Source organism: Anaerococcus sp., from assembly GCF_022770135.1.
Taxonomy (GTDB): domain Bacteria; phylum Bacillota; class Clostridia; order Tissierellales; family Peptoniphilaceae; genus Anaerococcus.
The window spans coordinates 1-19,110 of record NZ_JALEIL010000069.1 but is presented as its reverse complement, the minus strand read 5'-3'; the positions used below and the strand labels follow the sequence as shown (position 1 = coordinate 19,110).

At 37.6% G+C, this 19,110-nt stretch carries 15 protein-coding genes; 14 read left to right on the top strand and 1 reads right to left on the bottom strand.

All coding sequences use genetic code 11. The features are described from left to right. The 8 genes from MRZ08_RS03085 to MRZ08_RS03050 all read left to right on the top strand — a co-directional run. The coding region (locus MRZ08_RS03085; protein WP_297379138.1) for an ABC transporter substrate-binding protein at window positions 1–1,927 on the top strand (1,927 nt) is incomplete at its 5' end. 571 nt (window positions 1,928–2,498) lie between these two features. After that, window positions 2,499–3,461 (top strand): ABC transporter permease, encoded by a 963-nt coding sequence (locus MRZ08_RS03080; RefSeq protein ID WP_012803490.1) that lies wholly within the window; start codon window positions 2,499–2,501, stop codon window positions 3,459–3,461. A 1-nt stretch (window position 3,462) separates the two neighbouring features. Beyond that, on the top strand, window positions 3,463–5,427 hold the full coding sequence (locus tag MRZ08_RS03075; RefSeq protein WP_297379136.1) for an ABC transporter permease subunit: 1,965 nt from the start codon (window positions 3,463–3,465) through the stop codon (window positions 5,425–5,427). Window positions 5,428–5,435: 8 nt separating this feature from the next. Next, entirely contained in the window at window positions 5,436–6,437 is a 1,002-nt protein-coding gene (locus MRZ08_RS03070) for an ABC transporter ATP-binding protein (RefSeq protein WP_297379134.1), read from the top strand. Further along, window positions 6,427–8,040, top strand: a complete 1,614-nt coding sequence (locus MRZ08_RS03065) for an oligopeptide/dipeptide ABC transporter ATP-binding protein (RefSeq protein WP_297379132.1) — start codon at window positions 6,427–6,429, stop codon at window positions 8,038–8,040. The genes MRZ08_RS03070 and MRZ08_RS03065 overlap by 11 nt, the downstream gene beginning before the upstream one ends. After that, complete coding sequence (locus MRZ08_RS03060) at window positions 8,037–8,225, top strand: hypothetical protein (protein WP_297379130.1); 189 nt, start codon at window positions 8,037–8,039, stop codon at window positions 8,223–8,225. Before MRZ08_RS03065 ends, MRZ08_RS03060 begins: the two co-directional genes overlap by 4 nt. Before the next feature lie 237 nt (window positions 8,226–8,462). Continuing rightward, window positions 8,463–10,286: a glutamine--fructose-6-phosphate transaminase (isomerizing) gene (glmS, locus tag MRZ08_RS03055; RefSeq protein ID WP_297379128.1), complete on the top strand. Its 1,824-nt coding sequence runs from the start codon at window positions 8,463–8,465 to the stop codon at window positions 10,284–10,286. Between the two features lie 134 nt (window positions 10,287–10,420). Next, window positions 10,421–10,717 carry a hypothetical protein gene (locus MRZ08_RS03050; RefSeq protein WP_297379126.1) on the top strand — a complete coding sequence of 99 codons (297 nt, stop codon included), beginning with the start codon at window positions 10,421–10,423 and terminating at the stop codon, window positions 10,715–10,717. 157 nt (window positions 10,718–10,874) lie between these two features. On the opposite strand, the gene MRZ08_RS03045 is transcribed toward MRZ08_RS03050, so the two are convergent. Continuing rightward, window positions 10,875–11,138, bottom strand: coding sequence for a DUF1232 domain-containing protein (locus tag MRZ08_RS03045; RefSeq protein WP_297379125.1), 264 nt, complete (start codon window positions 11,136–11,138; stop codon window positions 10,875–10,877). Between the two features lie 263 nt (window positions 11,139–11,401). Between MRZ08_RS03045 and MRZ08_RS03040 the strand changes: the two genes are divergently transcribed. The 6 genes from MRZ08_RS03040 to MRZ08_RS03015 form a co-directional block, all read left to right on the top strand. Further along, window positions 11,402–12,568: a hypothetical protein gene (locus MRZ08_RS03040; RefSeq protein WP_297379122.1), complete on the top strand. Its 1,167-nt coding sequence runs from the start codon at window positions 11,402–11,404 to the stop codon at window positions 12,566–12,568. A 2-nt stretch (window positions 12,569–12,570) separates the two neighbouring features. Further along, window positions 12,571–13,674, top strand: coding sequence for a hypothetical protein (locus tag MRZ08_RS03035; RefSeq protein WP_297379120.1), 1,104 nt, complete (start codon window positions 12,571–12,573; stop codon window positions 13,672–13,674). Between the two features lie 239 nt (window positions 13,675–13,913). Next, entirely contained in the window at window positions 13,914–15,338 is a 1,425-nt protein-coding gene (locus tag MRZ08_RS03030) for an amino acid carrier protein (protein ID WP_297379118.1), read from the top strand. A 60-nt stretch (window positions 15,339–15,398) separates the two neighbouring features. After that, window positions 15,399–17,885: an ATP-dependent Clp protease ATP-binding subunit gene (locus tag MRZ08_RS03025; RefSeq protein ID WP_297379116.1), complete on the top strand. Its 2,487-nt coding sequence runs from the start codon at window positions 15,399–15,401 to the stop codon at window positions 17,883–17,885. A gap of 22 nt (window positions 17,886–17,907) precedes the next feature. Beyond that, the gene (argF, locus tag MRZ08_RS03020) at window positions 17,908–18,912 is read left to right on the top strand and encodes an ornithine carbamoyltransferase (protein WP_297379115.1); all 1,005 of its coding nucleotides are present in this window, start codon (window positions 17,908–17,910) and stop codon (window positions 18,910–18,912) included. Between the two features lie 87 nt (window positions 18,913–18,999). After that, window positions 19,000–19,110 (top strand): DUF4236 domain-containing protein (locus tag MRZ08_RS03015; RefSeq protein WP_297378513.1); only part of this gene is annotated, 111 nt, incomplete at its 3' end.

Here is a 19,110-nt window from a genome sequence, read left to right as displayed (position 1 = left end):
AGGATGGACCAACAACTCTGGAGATGTTAAGGTTAGAAAATATCTTGGTATCGAAGGAAACAACGGTTACCAAACAGTTGTTCAAGACGAATCCGGAGCTTGGGTAAATAATACAGCTGTTCTAGATGGTGAGCCTTTATCAGAAGATAACGAAGATGGATCAAAGACTGTTACATTCAAGATTAAACAAGATCTTAAATGGTCTGATGGGGAACCAATCAAGGCAGATGATTACTTATTCATGTCTCTTCTACACACTCACCCAGAATACACCAAACTAACAGGCTCTACAAGCCCAGGATCTGACTCTGTAAAGGGATATGAAGCCTATAAGAAGGGCGATAGCGATGTATTTGAAGGTCTTGAGAAGGTAGATGATCACACATTCAAGGTTACAATAGATGCATCATTCCTTCCATACTACGAAGAAGCATCTTTATTAGCTATTCGACCACACCCAATGCACTATCTAAACGAAAACCTAGCTCTTTCTAAAGAAGGTAACAAACTAGTTGCTAAAGAAGGATATGAAGTTAGTGATGAAGAAAAAGAAAACTATGTAAAGAACCTGGATGAACAAATCAAAAGCCAAAAAGAAGACTTTGAAGAAAACAATCCAGCTCCAGAAGATGATGCATCAGAAGAAGATAAGAAAGCTTACGAAGAAGCTAAAAAAGAACACGAAGATGCAATCAAAGATCTAGAAGATCGTAAAAATGGAGATGTAGATCCTACTCAACAACTTATAGACGAAGCTATGCTTAAGGAAGTTAATGAATACAGACTTAATCCAGCAGTTGTAACAGGTCCTTACAAGTTTGAATCATTCCAAAACAACATGGTTAAACTAAGCCTAAACGAAAACTATGCTGGAAACTTCAAGGGTGATAAGGCTACAATTCCTAACGTAATCCTTCAAACTGTAAACGCAAAGATTGCGGTAGACTTACTTGAAAATGGCGATATCGACCTTTGGGAAGAAGAGTCTGAAGGTGGTCCAATCGATAGAATGAGAGAAGCTGCCGATAGTGGAAAGATTGGTGGATATAACACATTCGAAAGAAATGGTTATGGTAACGTAACATTCCTAACAGACAGAGGAACAACAAAATACAAAGAAGTTAGACAAGCTATCGCTCACCTAATGGATAGAAACAGCTTCGTACAATCCTTCGCTGGTGGATACGGTGTTGTAACTAACGGTATGTACGGTAGCAGCCAATGGATGTATAAAGAAAGAGGAGCAGACCTTGAAGGTAAGCTAATCAACTACCAAATGAACTTAGATCAAGCTAATGCCCTTCTTGACAAAACACCTTTCAAGTTCGAGGCTGATGGAACTACTCCTTGGGATAAGGCTAAGGCTGATGAAGCTTTCTCATCTAATGCAGATGGATTTGACTATTATAGATACGATGAAAATGGAAACAAACTTGTAGTTAACCAATATGGTTCTGATGAATCACCAATTACAACATTGATCTCTAACCAAGTACCAAACAACGCTAAGCAAGTTGGTATGGAATACAATGTCACAGCTGGTTCATTCGCAACCCTACTAAACTACTACTACTATCCAGAAGAAGACCCAGAATATACAGTATTCAACATGGGTACAAACTTCGGTACACCATTTGATCCATGGTACGCATATAACTCTGAAGGACCTTACAACTATACTAAGACTAATGATCCAAAGGCTGATGAGTTGACAGTTAAACTACGTAAGACACCTGCTGATAAGAAGGATGAATACCTAGATAACTGGGAAGAATTCCAAATCTGGTACAATGATTACCTACCAGAAATCCCACTTTACGCTAACCAATATCACACAGGTTACACAAAGAGAGTTAAGGGATTCGATGTCAATACACCAGTATGGCAATCAGAAGACCAAATCAACGCTCTTACTTTGGAAAACTAATAATCAGTAAATTAAAGAGTAGATAAAGTAGATTTAATTTAAATTAATTTTATAGTTAAGTTACCCTTATCTCGACTAGTTAAATGTGCCTTAACTGGCACATTTAACCCTAAAACAAGAAGCTAGACATATACACTAATATGTTCCAATATGTTTTAGTGAGAGTGAAATGAACGCATGGAGAGATCTCGTTAGATTTCTCCACTCACTCCGTTCGGTCGAAATAAGGGGGTCGTCTACAATCTAGGGGCTCACTTGAGTGAGCCTTTTTATTTTCGTTATTGTGATTATACATAAAGTATCAAATATAATTGCAAAAAAATCATAAAGTTATGAAATAATATGCATAGTTATGTCGTTATTTTACCAACGTTTACATTTGTTGTACCTCTTTATATAATAATTTAATAAGATGGGTGGTTGACAAAATACGACTAATATTATAACATATAAATTATAAAAATTATTAACTTGGATTTGTCTATCTTTTTCGAAAAAAAGACTACATATTTATCAGTATACTTTAGTAAGATAACGAATCTCAATGTTATAAAAAATAGGAAGGGAAGATATGTTTCGTTATATAGTTAAGAGAATCATAAATTTAATACCAGTAGCTCTGATTATATCTATAATGCTTTTTGCTTTCTCTAAAGCTATGCCAGGAGATCCAATCAAGGCTATGATGCCTACGACAGGTCGTATGACTAAGCAAGAGCAAGAAGAGCTATACCAAACACTTCAAGCTAGATACGGACTCGATAAGTCCTTGCCTGAGCAATATGTAAGATGGCTTGGAAGAACTTTGAAGGGTGATTTGGGAGAATCTACTAGAGTTAGAAGACCAGTTTCTGAATATTTATCAGAGCCTCTCAAAAACACCATATTTTTAAATATCGGTTCGACAATTCTATCATTCGTACTTTCGGTCTTGATAGGAATTAGGTCGGCCACGCACAAGGGAGGGGTCTTCGATAAGACCTTCCAGACCTTGACCCTAGTGGGTCTATCAATTCCTGTATTCTTTATAGGACTTATTTTGATATTCGTCTTTGCCTTTAGGCTAGGATGGTTTCCAGCAAATGGTATGCCTAGAGAAAATACCTTCGGAGAATGGGTTAAATATCTAGTTTTACCAACAGCTACTCTAACCATAGGTTCCCTTGCATCTCTTTCAAGATATGTAAGAAACTCAATGCTAGATGCCCTAGACCAAGATTATATAAGAACAGCAAGAAGTAAGGGTCTAAAGGAGAAGACCGTTATCTATTCGCATGCCTTTAGAAATGCCCTTATACCAGTAGTTACTGCCCTAACTTGGGCTGTACTTGGAATGTTTTCAGGTTCAGCTATCACTGAAAGAATTTTCTCCTTTAGGGGAATTGGTAACGAACTAATAATGGCTGTAATGGCTCAAGATTACAATGTAATCCTTGCCCTATCAATGTTTTATGCTGTGCTTACTCTTCTTGGAAACTTATTGATGGATGTGGCCTACGCCCTAGTAGATCCAAGAGTTCAATTGGAGGCTTAAGATGAATACGACTTTAAAAAAATCTGTAAAATCATATGGAAGTTTCTTGAAAAACTTCTTCTTAAGAGCCTTCACATTCTCTAAGGGAGAAGAATTTAACGATAGTAATTCTTCCTTTGACAATAAATCAGATGATGAATTACTCCATAGTGATAATAAAAATGTGGACAAGGGACCTAGAAAGGAAGACGAAAATGACAAGCTAAAAGAAGAAGCTATTATGTCTCCAGGAAAGGTAGCCTTTAGAAACTACTTTAGAAACCCTTTGGGTATTATTGGACTTGTGCTTTTTGTGGCGATAGTCCTAGTAGTATTTGTAGGAAGTAAAGTTCTTCCCTTTAATCAATACTACTCCCAAGGAAACTTAACTAATGTAGCTCCAGGTGGGGCTTACATGAACTATCCTTCTGATTTAGAAAAAGAAGGAGTTGAGAAAATTTCAATAGGTAATACCTTCTCTGCAGGACTTAGCAAGGAGGGAAATGTCTATGTTTGGGGTTCTGACAACGAAGATAAGGTCCTAGAAATCCCAGATAAGGCCAAGGAAGCCTTAGCTAACAAGAAAATAGTAGATATAGCAGCAGGTGATAGACATATAATAGCTGCTACAGAAGATAATGAGATATACGGTTGGGGTAACAATGCCTTCCAACAAAACCAAATGCCACCAATGGATGAGGCTAAGGTAAAAGAGGAAGGAATCGAAAAACTCGGCGCAGGTGTCCAATACTCTGTAATTCTTACAAAGAAAAACAACCTAGTAGTATGGGGATCAACCCTTGCAAGTAGACTTAACCTTCTTCCTTCTGATATCAAGGGTCAAGTTGTAGATTTTGCAACAAATCCAATCAATATCCTAGCTATAATGAAGGATGGATCTATTAGACTTTTGGGTGTAATGGGTGCAGAAATCGACACTCAAATGCCAGAAGAGCTTAAGACAGGCAAGGTTAAGACTAAAAAGGTAGCCCTAACTTCCTCATCAGCAGCAGCTCTATCAGAAGATGGTGAGCTCTATGTTTGGGGACCTACTAGAGATAAGGTTTCAGGAGATTCTGTACCAAAATTTGAAGCTCCTCTTGTTGATATCAAGGCTAGTGATTCAGTATTTACAGCCCTTGACGAAAACGGAAAAATCTACCAATGGGGTAAGGATAACTATGGAGAGCTAAGTACTCCTGAAGGAGACTTTGATCAAATTTATTCTTCATATTTCAACAACTACGCAGTAAACAAAGAAGGCAAAATTGAAACTTGGGGTCTAAATGGTTTTAGATTCGGTTCTGACGATCAAGGTCGTGATATTTTCACAAGACTAATCCACGGTGGTAAGATGACCATGGTAATTTCCTTAATCTCTACTGTAATTCAGATAGTCCTCGGTGTACTAATTGGTATGATTTCAGGTTTTGCTGGCGGAAAGATAGACAATGTATTGATGAGATTTTCTGAGATTGTGGCATCTTTCCCATTCTACCCAATGTTGATTTCCCTATCAGCCCTCCTACCACCAGGAGCAAGCCAAGAGCAAAGGATCACTATGGTTATGATTCTTCTAGGTCTACTCGGTTGGACGGGGCTAGCAAGACTTGTTCGTGGACAAATCCTTGCCGAAAGAGAAAGAGACTATATAACAGCAGCGAGAGCCTTGGGAGTTAAGAATTGGTCTATCATGATCAAGCACATCTTCCCAAATATCTTATCAATAGTAATAGTAAATGCGACCATAGGTTATGCAGGAAACTTGCTAACAGAATCTGGTCTATCCTTCCTAGGATTTGGTGTACAAGAGCCAACTCCTTCTTGGGGTAATATGCTTACTGCAGCCCAATCATCAGACGTACTAAACACTTACTGGTGGAGATGGGTATTCCCAGCACTTGCAGTATTCTTGACATCATTTTCTGTAAACCTAATCGGTGACGCTCTAAGAGATGCCATCGACCCAAGAGCAAATGAAAGATAGGTTATAAAATGAGTTTATTAGAAATAAAAAATTTACACACCTACTTTGAAACAAGACGTGGTCTTATCAAGGCTGTAAATGACGTATCTTTTACAGTCGATGCTGGTAAGACCCTGGGTCTTGTTGGAGAAAGTGGATCTGGTAAGAGTCAAACAGCTATGAGTATACTCCAGCTATTTGAATCTAACCAAAAGATTTACGATGGTGAGATAATATTCGATGGAGAAAAAATTTCTGACTATAAGACTAGCCAAATGGAACATATCAGAGGAAATGCTATTTCAATGATTTTCCAAGAGCCAATGAGCTCTCTTAACCCAGTCTTTACTGTAGAAAAACAAATCTCAGAAGTTCTTATCCTCCATAAGGGAATGAATAAGAAGGAAGCGGCTAAAAGATGTGAAGAGCTTCTTGCAGCTGTAAAAATTCCTAATCCACATGTAGTGGCCAAACAATATCCTTTCGAGCTATCTGGAGGAATGAACCAAAGGGTAATGATTGCCATGGCCCTTGCTTGTGAGCCAAAGCTTCTTATAGCAGATGAGCCTACAACAGCTCTTGATGTTACCATCCAAGCCCAAATACTAAGACTAATGAATGATCTTAAGCATAAGGCTGGTACATCAATCCTCTTTATTACCCACGATCTTGGAGTAATAAATCAAATGGCTGATGAGGTTGCTGTAATGTATTGTGGACAAATCGTGGAGCAATCTCCAGTTGAATTTATCTTTAAACACGACATCACAGACTACAACCACCCATATACCGTAGCCCTACTAAATTCAATCCCATCTATCACATCAGATAGAAACGAAAGACTTGATATCATCCCAGGTTCAGTACCACACCCACTTAACCTTCCGAAAGGATGCAAGTTTGCGGATAGGTGTAAGTATGCTACTAAAAAATGTATAGAAGTGATGCCTGATCTAGTTTCAGTAAATGAAAACCAAAAGATCAGATGTCATTATCCAAATAGAAAGGAGAGGGAAGAAAATGCAGAATGATAAAAAAGTCTTATTTAAGATAAGAAACCTAAAGAAGTATTTCCCTCTTAAGAAAAAGTCTATATTTAACAGAGGACCTGGCGAGTATGTTCACGCCAACGAGTCCATTAGTCTAGATATCTATCAAGGAGAGACCTTGGGTCTTGTAGGAGAATCTGGATGTGGTAAGTCTACTTTCGGTAGAACCCTCCTACAAATCTATGATCAAACAGAAGGAACTACTCTTTACTATGGAAAGACCATAGAAGATACTGCTCCAGCCTACATGCTAGATATGATCAAGAAGATTCCTAGCCAATTTCCTAAGTATCACGAAGAAATCGAAGCTTTAAATAAGATTTATGAAGAGCTAGAAAGCGCTGATACAGATGAAAAAAGAGCCGAGCTTAACGAAAAGGCTATGTTTAAACGTCGTGAGCTAGAGGAAAACTACCTAAATATGGTAAGGATTGCTGGAGGTCTTCTTGCAAGCGATGACCTAAACAAGGTAGCTACTATGCTTAAGGAAAAATACGACATCCTTAAACAAAGAGCGGGCATTTTAGAAAAGCTCGAAGAAATTGAGCAAAAAACTCAAATGAGATCAAGAACTTGGGAAGAATATGATAAATTCCTAGAAAGTGATCCTAAGTACAAGGACTTGATTAGCCAAAAAGATGCCAAGACTAAAGAAATCAGCGAAAAAGATCAAACGATAGAAGCCTACAGAAAGAGTCTAGAAAATAAGGAGAGATTTGCCGAGCTTGAAGAAGAGAGAGATAACGGAATCGACCTATCTGAGCTTAACAACGAAGAGATGAGAGCCCTAAGGAAGGACCTACAAATGATCTTCCAAGATCCTTACGGATCTTTGGATACAAAGATGACTGTAGGAAATATCATAGGCGAAGGTGTCCTAGGCCACCAGCTTTTTAAGAGCAGAAAAGAAAAAGGCTACAACGAATATATCAGAGAAACTATGGAAAAGTGCGGACTTGCTCCTTACTTCCTTCATAGATATCCTCACCAATTCTCAGGTGGACAAAGGCAAAGAATCGGTATAGCAAGAGCCCTAGCCCTTAAGCCAAGCTTTATAGTTTGTGACGAGGCTGTAAGTGCCCTTGACGTATCTATCCAATCTCAAATTATAAACCTTCTTCAAGACCTTAAAGATGAGAACAACCTAACCTATCTTTTCATCACCCACGACCTATCAGTTGTAAAATATATATCAGATAGGATTGGGGTAATGTATCTTGGAGTTTTGGTAGAGCTTTGTGAATCAGAGAGAATATTCGAAAATCCTCTCCATCCATACACCAAGGCCCTCCTACGTGCTATACCAAGAACAGACGTAGACAAAGGCCAAGAGCTACAAGTCATCGAAGGAGACATACCATCAGCGGTAAAACCTCCAAAAGGATGTAGGTTCCACACCAGATGCGAGTACGCTATGGATATCTGTGCCAACTTCGAGCCAGAACTTAAGGAAAGAGAAGATGGCCACTTCGTAGCATGCCACTTGCTTGATGTAAGCGAAGAAGAAAAGCAAAAGGCTTTTGAGAAAAATAAAATAGAAAAGGCTAAAAAGGAAGAAGAGCTAGAAGAAATGAGCGCTATATGAAAGCTCCAATAGATAGATTTAAGGGCAAAAGCCAAAAAGAAATCTATGAAAAAGAGAGGCTCCTAGATAAGGACAATCTCGAAAATAATGACCAGCTAGCTATGTTTCTTGCGGCGATGAAGGTATTTATGCCTTGGGTATTGTTAATACTTTCACCTCTTATAATTTTAGCTTTAGTAATCTGAAATAAGTCCTCTGGCTAGGCTGGAGGATTTTGTTTTGCCCAAATTTACGAGGTATAATACAAGAATGAGGTAAAAATAACAAAGCGCCAGATCCCCTTGGGATGACGAGGAAGGCAGTTATCGAAAATTCGGCGGGAGCTGTCTGGGTTCACAGCCTTAGTATCAGACAAAACACAGGAGCAATTCTGTGGACAGAGAAGATACAGTGGCCTCATAAAAACTAAATAGGAGGTTACTATGTGCGGAATAGTATCGTATAAGGGAAAACTTGATGCAAGAGAAGTAATCATCGATGGTCTAGAAAAGCTAGAATATCGTGGTTACGACTCAGCAGGTATAGCTGTGATTAATGATGGAGAGATTTCTTGTGTAAAAAAAGCAGGAAAGCTTGATAATTTGAAGAAGGCTTTGGAGGAAAATCCTATCGAAGGAAATGTTGGTATTGGCCATATCAGATGGGCAACTCACGGAGAGGCCAATGATACAAATAGCCACCCTCACCTTTCAAATAACGGAAGGATTGCCGTAGTCCACAATGGAATCATAGAAAACTACAGAGAGCTTAGGAAAGAATTAGAAGAAGAAGGCTATGAGTTTAAATCTTCGACAGATACAGAAGTTATAGCAGTACTTCTTGAAAAGTATTATGAAGGAGATCTCTTAGAAGCTGTAAGAAAAGTCCGTAAAAGACTTGTGGGAGCTTATGCTTGTGGGATTATCTCAGCTGACGAGCCAGATAGGCTTATTGGAATCAGAGAAGAAAGTCCTCTTGTGGCAGGGATAATGGAAGATTCCTTCATGATGGCAAGTGATATTCCATCTCTTCTAAAATATACTAGAGACGTAATCTATCTAGAAAATGGAGATGTGGTAGACATTGAGGGAGATACCTACACTATCTATGATAGAGAAGATAAAAGAGTCGATAGAGAAATTAGAAAAATAGAATGGTCAGTCGACGCAGCGACTAAGGCAGGCTACGATCATTTTATGATCAAGGAAATAAATGAGCAAGCCTCTGTCCTAGAAGAGCTTATTAGACTAAATGTAAAAAATGACGAAATAATCCTTGATGGAGACTCTTTTACTAAGAAAGATTTAGAAAACTTTGAAAGAATTTATATAGTTGCTTGTGGAACAGCCTACCATGCAGGTCTTGTTGGAAAGACTCTTATAGAAAAACTCGCCAAAATTCCTGTGATCTGCGATCTTGCATCAGAGTTTAGATATAACGATCCTTTCCTTGATGAGAAGAGCCTGGTAATATTTATATCCCAATCAGGAGAAACTGCTGATAGCCTAAAGGCTTTAAGCTTTGCCAAGGAAAAGAAAGCTAAGACTCTTCTTATAACAAATACCCTAGCATCATCCATGGATAGGGAAGCTGATAAGTCCATATATTGCTATGCGGGTCCGGAAATAGCTGTAGCTAGTACCAAGGCCTACACTAGCCAAGTATTAAATCTCTATTTCCTAGCCCTTGATTTCGCTAGGAAATTATCTAGGATAGATGATGATTATTACAAAGAAATCATAGAAGGCTTAAAGGAAATTCCGGGAAAAATTAGAGAAATTCTAGAAGATGATAAAATAATTAAAGACTTTGCAGAAGAGATAAAAGATCAAAATAGCCTGTTTTATATAGCTCGTGGACTTGATTATCAAACTACCATAGAGGCGGCCCTTAAGCTTAAGGAGGTATCATATATCCACACAGAGGCTTTCGCGGCAGGAGAGCTAAAACACGGGACAATTTCCCTAATAGAAGATAAGACTCCGGTTATAGCCATAATGAGCCAGGCAAATCTTTTGGAGAAAACCCTATCAAATATCGAAGAAGTCGTGTCAAGAGGAGCTAATGTATTTATCATAACAAGCCATGAGGACTCTAGAATGAGTAAGATCACTGATAAGATATTAATAATCCCAGAGACTTTAGATATCCTCTATCCACTTCTTACAGCAATACCAGCCCAACTAATGGCCTACTACACATCAATATCCAAGGGAATCGATGTAGATAAACCAAGAAACCTAGCCAAATCTGTTACAGTTGAGTAGAAAAATTACTAGCGAGCAATCGCTAGTTTTTTTGTGAAAAAAATAAAAAGAAAATGTTTACATTATAAAAATCTGGGTAATATTATAATAAGAAAGATATATCGTTCTTAATAGAAAAAAAGGAGGACGGTCCGATGGAAGAGTTTGAATCCTTTGACCAAGTCCTATTTGAATCTTATCATGGAGTTAACAAATTTGCTGAAAAGGAAAGAGCAAATAAACTCCCATCTGTTTTGGAATTTAGAAAGAGAATAAAAAATCTTTCGATTAATTGGAAGCTAAGAGAAGCTAGTAAAGATGTTCACGATAAGAAATCTTCTAGGATGAATTTACAATTGAATAGAGATGAAGATACTTTCTTTAAGGAAAATATTAGTTTAGTAGTAGCTAAAGATATATCTTCTGACAGAAACTACCCAGGTTGGCTCTAATTGCTTTTTGGACTTAACTAAGCTTTAACGGACGTAAGGCTATGAATGTTAAGTGAGATAGGATTATCACTAAGCAATTCTTGCAGATACCTGGGTTTTATTATTAAAAAAGCCTCAAATATCTGTTTAACTTTCAGAAAATTTGAGGCTTTGCTGCTTATTCTTCTATTACCACCGCTTTTTCCTTATCCATAACTTCATCTGGTATCATTTTGGATGCTAGATAGATTAAGAAAGGAAGAACTATGGCATCATCTAGGATTCCTAGGAAGGGAACGACATCTGGGATCATGTCAGCTGGCAAGATGGCGTAGACTATGGCAAATATGCCCATAAGCTTTGCCATTACTGGTGTATTTTTATTTTTCATGGCCCTAAAGTACATAGGGATAAAATTTTTGATTTTCATTAATTTATTCATAAAACCTCCTTGAAGGTAAATTAACTTCTACTTTAATTATACTTGAAATTTATCTTTGTCAAATAAAATATATTAATATAATTATTAAGAATATTAAAATAAAATGTAGGATATATAAGAGGATATGTTTTTAGATTAGATGAATTTATTCTTAAATTCTAACTCAGACACTTTAAGGCGAAATCCTAAAATATTGACTTAGGAATTATTTTCCAATATGATAATAGGAAGAAGGTTTTTACTAAAAAATTTAGGAGGAATAAATGAGAGAAGACTTACTATTTACACCACCTGATTTCTCGGATGAGAAATACGCTTCTAGCAAAGATGTTTCAACCGCAGAAGTTATCAAGGATGGAGTAAGCCCACAAGGATTTTATTTAACAAGCCACGCCCCAACCTACTACAAGGTAGATGGAAAATGGCAAATCCCAGAAAGAAGTTCTCAAGACTGCCTAGCAGTTCTTGAAGACGGAAAAATCTATGTAAGAGAATTTAGAAATCTAAAGAAGGGCGATAAGGTAGTTATTGCAGATGCCAATGACGGATCTCAGGGAGTTTTAAAGTATGCTGAAGGATTTTCTGACGAAGTTCTAGCACGTGGAGGAGATTTTGTAGAAGCATCCAATACTTCAAATTACAGACTTCTTTATGAATTAATGAAAAAAGAAAGAGATGCCAAGGGAATGATCACTTGGGTACTTGGACCTGCTGTAGTTTTCGACTTCGATACAAGAAATGGTCTATCAAGACTTGCAGAAAACGGATATGTTCAAGCTCTCCTAGGTGGAAACGCCATGGCAACACATGACCTTGAAGGTGGATACCTAAACACTGCCCTAGGTCAAGATATTTATACACAAATCTCTGACCCACTAGGCCACTACAATCACTTGGATACATTAAATGCCATTAGAAATGTTGGTTCTATAGATGAGTTTATTAACCAAGGAAACGTACGTGACGGATTCGTAAAGACTCTAAATAGACTCGGTGTTCCTATAACTCTTGCAGGATCTATCAGAGATGACGGTCCACTTCCAGAAGTTACAGGCAATGTATACGAATCTTTGGACAATGTTAGAAAACAAACTGATAAGTCTAATCTCATAATTTGTCTTGCAACAACCCTTCACTCAGCTTCAACTGCAGAGACAGCTTCAAGCTATAGGATTGACGAAGATGGCAATGTTGTTCCTGTATTTATCTTTACAGTGGATGTTACAGAAAATGCTGTAAGAAAGGTATCTGCTGCTAGAGAAGGTATAGCCGTAAGAACACTTGTAACAAACGTCCAAGACTTTGTAGTAAATCTAGAAAAAGAACTCGTTCCAGAAGAGTTTGTATCTTTCGATGAAGAACATGTCTATGACGTAGAAGAAGCTGAAGTTAGTGCAGAAGCTTCAGATGAAAAAGAAATTAAGGAGTAATTATGGACTACAAATTTGAAATGCCAAAATACTTCCCAAAAGAATTCGATGAAAAGTTTGACAAATTTCCTAATGCAAAATTAGTAGAAGTTGAAAAGGACGGAATAAGCCCAGAAGGCTACCACGCTCTTTCAGTATTTCCTGAATACTTCAAGATAAATGACAAATGGGTCCTTGCCCTCCAATCTAGGATGGATACAGTAGCTGTTGCTATTGACGAGCCAGGAAATGAAAGAGTAGATGTAGTAGAGTTTAGAAACCTTAAAAAAGGTGATAAGGTAGTCGTTGGACGTAAGGAAGACGGATCTGAAGGAATCTACGTCTACACAGAAGGATTCGTAGACAAGTCAGAAAAAGAAGAGGCGACTTTCGGATTTAGAGAAGGAAGATCAAGAGAGACAGCCTTCTCCAAAGACTACGACGAGCTATATGAAGTTTTAAAATACGAAAAAGAAAATAATGGTTATGTGACTTGGGTACTTGGTACAGCGACATCTCTTGATGAAGAAAGTGATGATGCCCTAGCAAGAATCGTAGAAAACGGATACGCAAATGCTATCTTCTGTGGGACAGCAGCCGTTGCCTACGACCTTGAAAGAGCTAAATTTAATACAGTAGAAGGCCAAGAAGAATACCTAAATAGCCAAAATACAAGAGAAAACTTCTATGAAATCATCAACAGAGTAAATGAAGTTGGATCTATCAAAGAATATGTAGAAAAAGAAGGAATCGAGACAGGTTTTGTGGCAGCAGCAGTTAGAAACAATGTAAACCTAGTAATTGCTGGTACTATCAGAGATAGATACACCTTTAACGATACCTACAACAACGTATACGAAGCTCAAGATGAGATGAGAAGAAATATAAAGAAGTCTTCAACAGTAATCATGTCATCAGCAATCCTCTTTACTATAGCAACAGGAAACATGACTCCTTCTTACAACGAGATAAATGGAGTTATAAGACCTGTATTTATGTACACAGTTGATATCCAAGAATTTGCTGTAAACAAGCTATCTGACAGAGGAACTTTAACAGCTAAGACCATGGTAACCAACTCACAAGACTTCATCAAAAATATTGACAGAAATTTGAATCAAAAATAACAAAATAAGAGTCCACCTTTCGGGGTGGATTTTTCTTAAATAAAAATGAGTATTTTAACGAAGACTTTGCCTGAACCTTAAACAAGGAATTTCCTAGAAGCTTAGGGTAAAAGTAAGGCCTAGATAAATATACTAATAGGGACTGTAGCAATAAACTCATCAGTAAAATCTATCTTGAGGCGAATCCTCTTTGAGATAGGAGATGAATTTTTTAAGGATTCCACAACAAGGAGAAAATTATGTTAGAAATTGTTAAAGCCTTTACTGAATGGTTGTGGGGATGGCCACTTCTTTGCCTAGTGGTTGGTGGCGGACTTATAACGAATATTAGGACAGGTTTCATACAAATAAGGTACTTTCCTTACGTTATGAAACAAACTTTCGGCAAAATGTTTGCCAAAAAAGAGGAAGGATCTGGTACAGTCTCAGCCTTTCAAGCTATGACAACGGCCCTTGCTTCATCCATAGGAGCAGCTAATATAGTGGTAGTTCCTACGATTATATTTGCAGCAGGACCTGGGGCTATATTCTGGATGTGGATTGCGGCTATAATTGGTCAGGGAACAAAGTTTGCAGAAGTCGCTTTATCCATCAAATATAGGGAGAAAAACGAGGACGGAGACTTCGTAGGAGGATGTTCTTACATGCTCAAAAATGGATTAAAAGGAAGATTGGGCAAGGCCCTCGGAGCTCTTGCAGCATTCTTTTTTATGATAGAAATTCTTCCATCGATTACCCTCCAAACCTTATCTGCGGCAGGGCCGATAGAAAAAGTATTTGCAGCAAGCAATGTAAATGAAACTATAGTAAAGAACATATCCATCATACTTATATTTATCCTGGTATCTGTAGTAGTCTTCGGTGGAGTCAAACAAATCGGCAAAGTTACAGAAAAAATGGTACCGATTATGGCTGCTATCTATGTAGTTTTTGGTCTTGTAATAATTTTTGCACATATAGGAGATTTGCCAAGGGTCTTTGGATACATATTTAAGGGAGCCTTTAAGCCAAATGCAGTCGCAGGTGGTATAGGAGGAGCTTATTTATCAGAAATAATCTCAAAGGGTGTCGCCCGAGGAGTTTATTCAAATGAAGCAGGCATGGGATCTGCAGGATATGGTCATGCTGCAGCTACCACAGATCATCCAGCTAGACAAGGTATGTGGGGGATCTTTGAAGTTTTTGCTGATACTATAGTAGTTTGTACTATATCTGCCCTAACAGTTCTTCTCACAGGAGTTTGGAAGCCGGGTATGAGTAAGGAGGCCATGGATCAAGTAGCTCCTGTTGCTGTAGAGCGTTCCTTTAATTCGCTTTTCGGCCAAGCAGGTTCAATCATAATATCTATAAGTCTCTTCCTCTTTGTCCTATCAACTATCATAGTTATAGTATTTTATTGTGAGAAGCAAGCGGAATATCTCTTTGGTACTAGAGTAGGAAAAATAATGAGACTTATAGCTTCCTTGATGATTATCTTGGCGATTTTCGTTTCATTTGAAAATGCAGGAGTCTTCCTAGATTTCACCCTAGGCCTTGTAGTTATCCCAAACATGATTGGGCTTATTGCCATGAGTGGAGAGACAGCCGAGCTTAAGAAGGAATTTTTCGAAGGAGAAGATTATTACAAGAAAGACCAGAAAATAGATCCTAGCCTAAGAAAATGACTAAGATTGGAAGGAAAAATTTGAAGAAAAATAGTAAAATAAATTTAGAAAGGAGGGACTATGACAGATCTATATTCACTAAAGGCTTCAATGGCCATAAAGGAAGCTAGAAACCTTGCCCTCCTTAACAAGAACTCAGAGATAAGCGATCTTCATCTACTTAAAAGCTTACTCGATCAGGAAAATCATATTCTTGAAGAGATGCTTGAAGATTTTAATGTCAAGAAAGAAAAGCTATTAGATGATGTAGATAAGAGTCTTGGAAAACTAAGGTCTACTGATGGACTTACTAAAATCTACTTTTCTAGAGATTATCAGAGGGCCCTCTTACTAGCCAAGGAAGAAAGTAAGAAAAGATATGCAGAAAAAATTACCACTAGTCATCTTTTCCTAGCCTTCTTCAAATTAGAGAAAACGACTAGTGCCTATATTTTAGATAAAAATAAACTTAGCTATGAAGACTGCTTAGAATATCTTAATAAAAAAGAAAAAGAAGTTGAAACTAGCGAGAGATTTTCTGAAAAAATCGGAGATCTCCTCGATAAATTCGGCATAGATCTTACAAAAAGAGCGGCGGAGGGAAAGATTGATCCCGTAATCGGTATGGAAGATCATATAGATAGGCTATCGGAGATTCTTTCAAGAAGAATCAAAAATAACCCGGTCCTAATAGGAGAGCCTGGAGTAGGAAAGTCTGCCGCAGTAGAAGGCCTTGCCTTAAGAATTGCCCAAGGAGATGTGCCAGAATTTCTCAAAGGAAAGATTATCTTTTCCCTAGACATATCAAGTATCCTCGCAGGAACTGGTTTAAGAGGAGAGTTCGAGTCTAGAGTTAAAGATTTAATGGATGTGGTGACTTCCTTTGAAGGAAAAATAATTCTCTTTATAGATGTAATTCACACCATAGTTGGAGCAGGTTCCTCATCTGGGGGAGTAGATATATCAAATATAATAAAGCATAAACTGTCCAGGGGTGAGATTAGCGTAATCGGAGCTACAACTGTAGCCGAATACAGATCCTATATAGAAAAGGACGGAGCCTTGGAGAGGAGGTTCCAGAAAATTCTAATAAAGGAGCCAAGTCTTGAAGAAAGTTATGGTATCCTAAAAGGAATCAGACCTAATTACGAAGCCTTTCATAATCTTGTGATTACAGATGAGGCTATAAAAGCTGCTGTTGATCTTTCGGATAGGTATATAACAGATAGGAAGCTTCCTGATAAGGCGATAGACCTTATGGATGAGGCATCCTCTATGCTAAAGAATAAGGCTGAAAAAGAGTGGGGAAAGGTCGATGAAATAAGATCTGAGATTATAGCTTTAGAAGAAAAAATCCAGGTCGGTGAAGATTTAAGAGAAAACCTAGAAGAGCTAAAGAAAACCTACGATAAGGCCATGGAGGATTTAAAAAGCGAAGAAAAAGATTTGGCAGAGCTTAGAAGGATAAGAAGAGACATCAGAGAATTGGAATTTTCGCAAAAGAGACTCTTAAACGAAGAAAAGTTTGAAGAATATAGTAAGATTACCAAGATTAAAATCCCAGAGCTTAGAAGAGAAGAAGAACTTTACCTAAGTAAGCCCTATGAATATGTTAAAATCCAAAGGCTTAGGGAAAGTCATATCAAGACCCTTATATCGAGGATTACCAAGATCCCTATAGAAGAACTAAACAAGGATAGGAGAGAGAAAATCCTAAACTTAGAAGAAAGCTTAGGTCAAAAGGTCATAGGCCAAAAGAAAGTCGTAAGAAAGATTACGAGTGCTATAATTCGAACAGCAGTCGGCATGAAAAATAGGCATAAGCCAATAGGATCCTTCCTCTTTACGGGATCTACTGGTCTTGGTAAGACCTATTTGGCCAAAGTTTTAGCAGAAGAATTGTACGATGGAAACGAAAGCCTAATAAGATTTGATATGAGCGAGTATATGGATTCAAATTCCACAACAAAGTTTATTGGAGCTCCTCCTGGCTTTGTAGGATATGAATCCGGAGGCCAGCTTACAGAGAAAGTCAGAATCAACCCTTACTCAATAATTTTATTTGATGAGATAGAAAAGGCTGACAAGCAAATCTTTGATATCTTGCTTCAAATCCTTGATGAGGGAAGACTTACCGATAATAGGGGCATTACTATAGATTTTACCAACACGATTATAATACTTACCTCAAATATTTGGCAAGATGATAAAAAAGATTGGAAAAAAGAGCTTTATAAATACTTTAAGCCTGAATTTATCAATAGGCTTGATGGAATAATAAAATTCAATGAACTCACTTTTGATAATTTACTAGACATTACTAAAATATATTTAGAAGAAGTCAAGGCCGACTTTAAGGAAATTGGAGTGGACTTTGCCTACGAAGAAGAAGTTACCCGAAGAATAGTCGAACTTTCAGACTATGAAGAGTTTGGAGCACGTGAGATTAGAAGAGTAGTCGATGATAAGATTGTTACGGGTATATCCAAGAAAATCCTAGCAGATGACTTGGATAAGGAAAAAGTGCTTACAATAATGCTTGATGGTGATAAATTTAGCATTGTGTAAAATAAAAAATAAGGAGTTTAACATGGGAGTTAACTTAAGAGGACGCAATTTATTAGCTATTAAAGATTTTACAGAGGATGAAGTATTATACTTGATTAAACTATCAGAACAATTCAAAAATCTGAAACTAACAGGAACACCACACAATTACCTCCAAGGCAAAAACATAGTCCTACTATTCGAAAAGACATCTACAAGAACAAGATGTTCATTTGAAGTAGCAGGAATGGACCTTGGTATGGGAGTAACATATCTTGATCCAGGATCAAGCCAAATGGGTAAGAAGGAATCAATAGCTGATACTGCAAAAGTTTTAGGTAGATTCTATGATGGTATCGAATACAGAGGATTTAGACAAGATTTAGTCGAAGAATTAGCTGAAAATGCAGGTGTACCAGTGTGGAACGGCCTAACAGACAAATGGCACCCAACTCAAATGATCGCTGATATGCTTACAATCAAAGAAAACTTTGGACGTCTTCGTGGTCTAAACTTTGTATACATGGGCGATTGCAGAAATAATATGGGTAACTCCCTAGCAGTAACATGTGCAAAACTTGGTATCAACTTCATCGGTTGTGGACCAAAAGACCTATGGCCAGAAGAAGATGTTCAAGAACTAGCTAGAGAATTTGCTAAAAAACACGGTTCAAAAGTTGAATTTAGCGAAGATGTAATGGCAAGCACAAAAGAAGCTGATGTAATATATACAGATATTTGGGTATCAATGGGAGAACCAGAAGAAGTTTGGGCTGATAGAATCGAACAACTTCACCCATTCCAAGTTAACCAAAAAGTAATGGACAATGCCAAAGAAGAAACAATCTTCATGCATTGCCTACCATCTTTCCACGACTTAAACACAACAGTTGGTAAAGAGATTTATGACAAATTCGGTGACAAATACGAACTAAACGGTATGGAAGTTACAGAAGAAGTATTCCTATCACACAAATCTAAAGTATTTGATGAAGCTGAAAACAGAATGCATACAATAAAAGCTATAATGTATGCGACCCTTAAATAAAAGACTAACTAAGGCTGCCAGCTCCGCTGGCAGTTTTATTATGGGAAAATTTTCACTGATTTGATATAATTATCAAAGGAGGAAGTTATGGGAATAAGATTTAGAAAAAGTATAAATTTAGGCAAGGGCTTTAGGATAAACATGTCAAAGACTGGTCTAGGATTTTCCTGGGGAGGAAAGGGATTTAGACTAACCAAA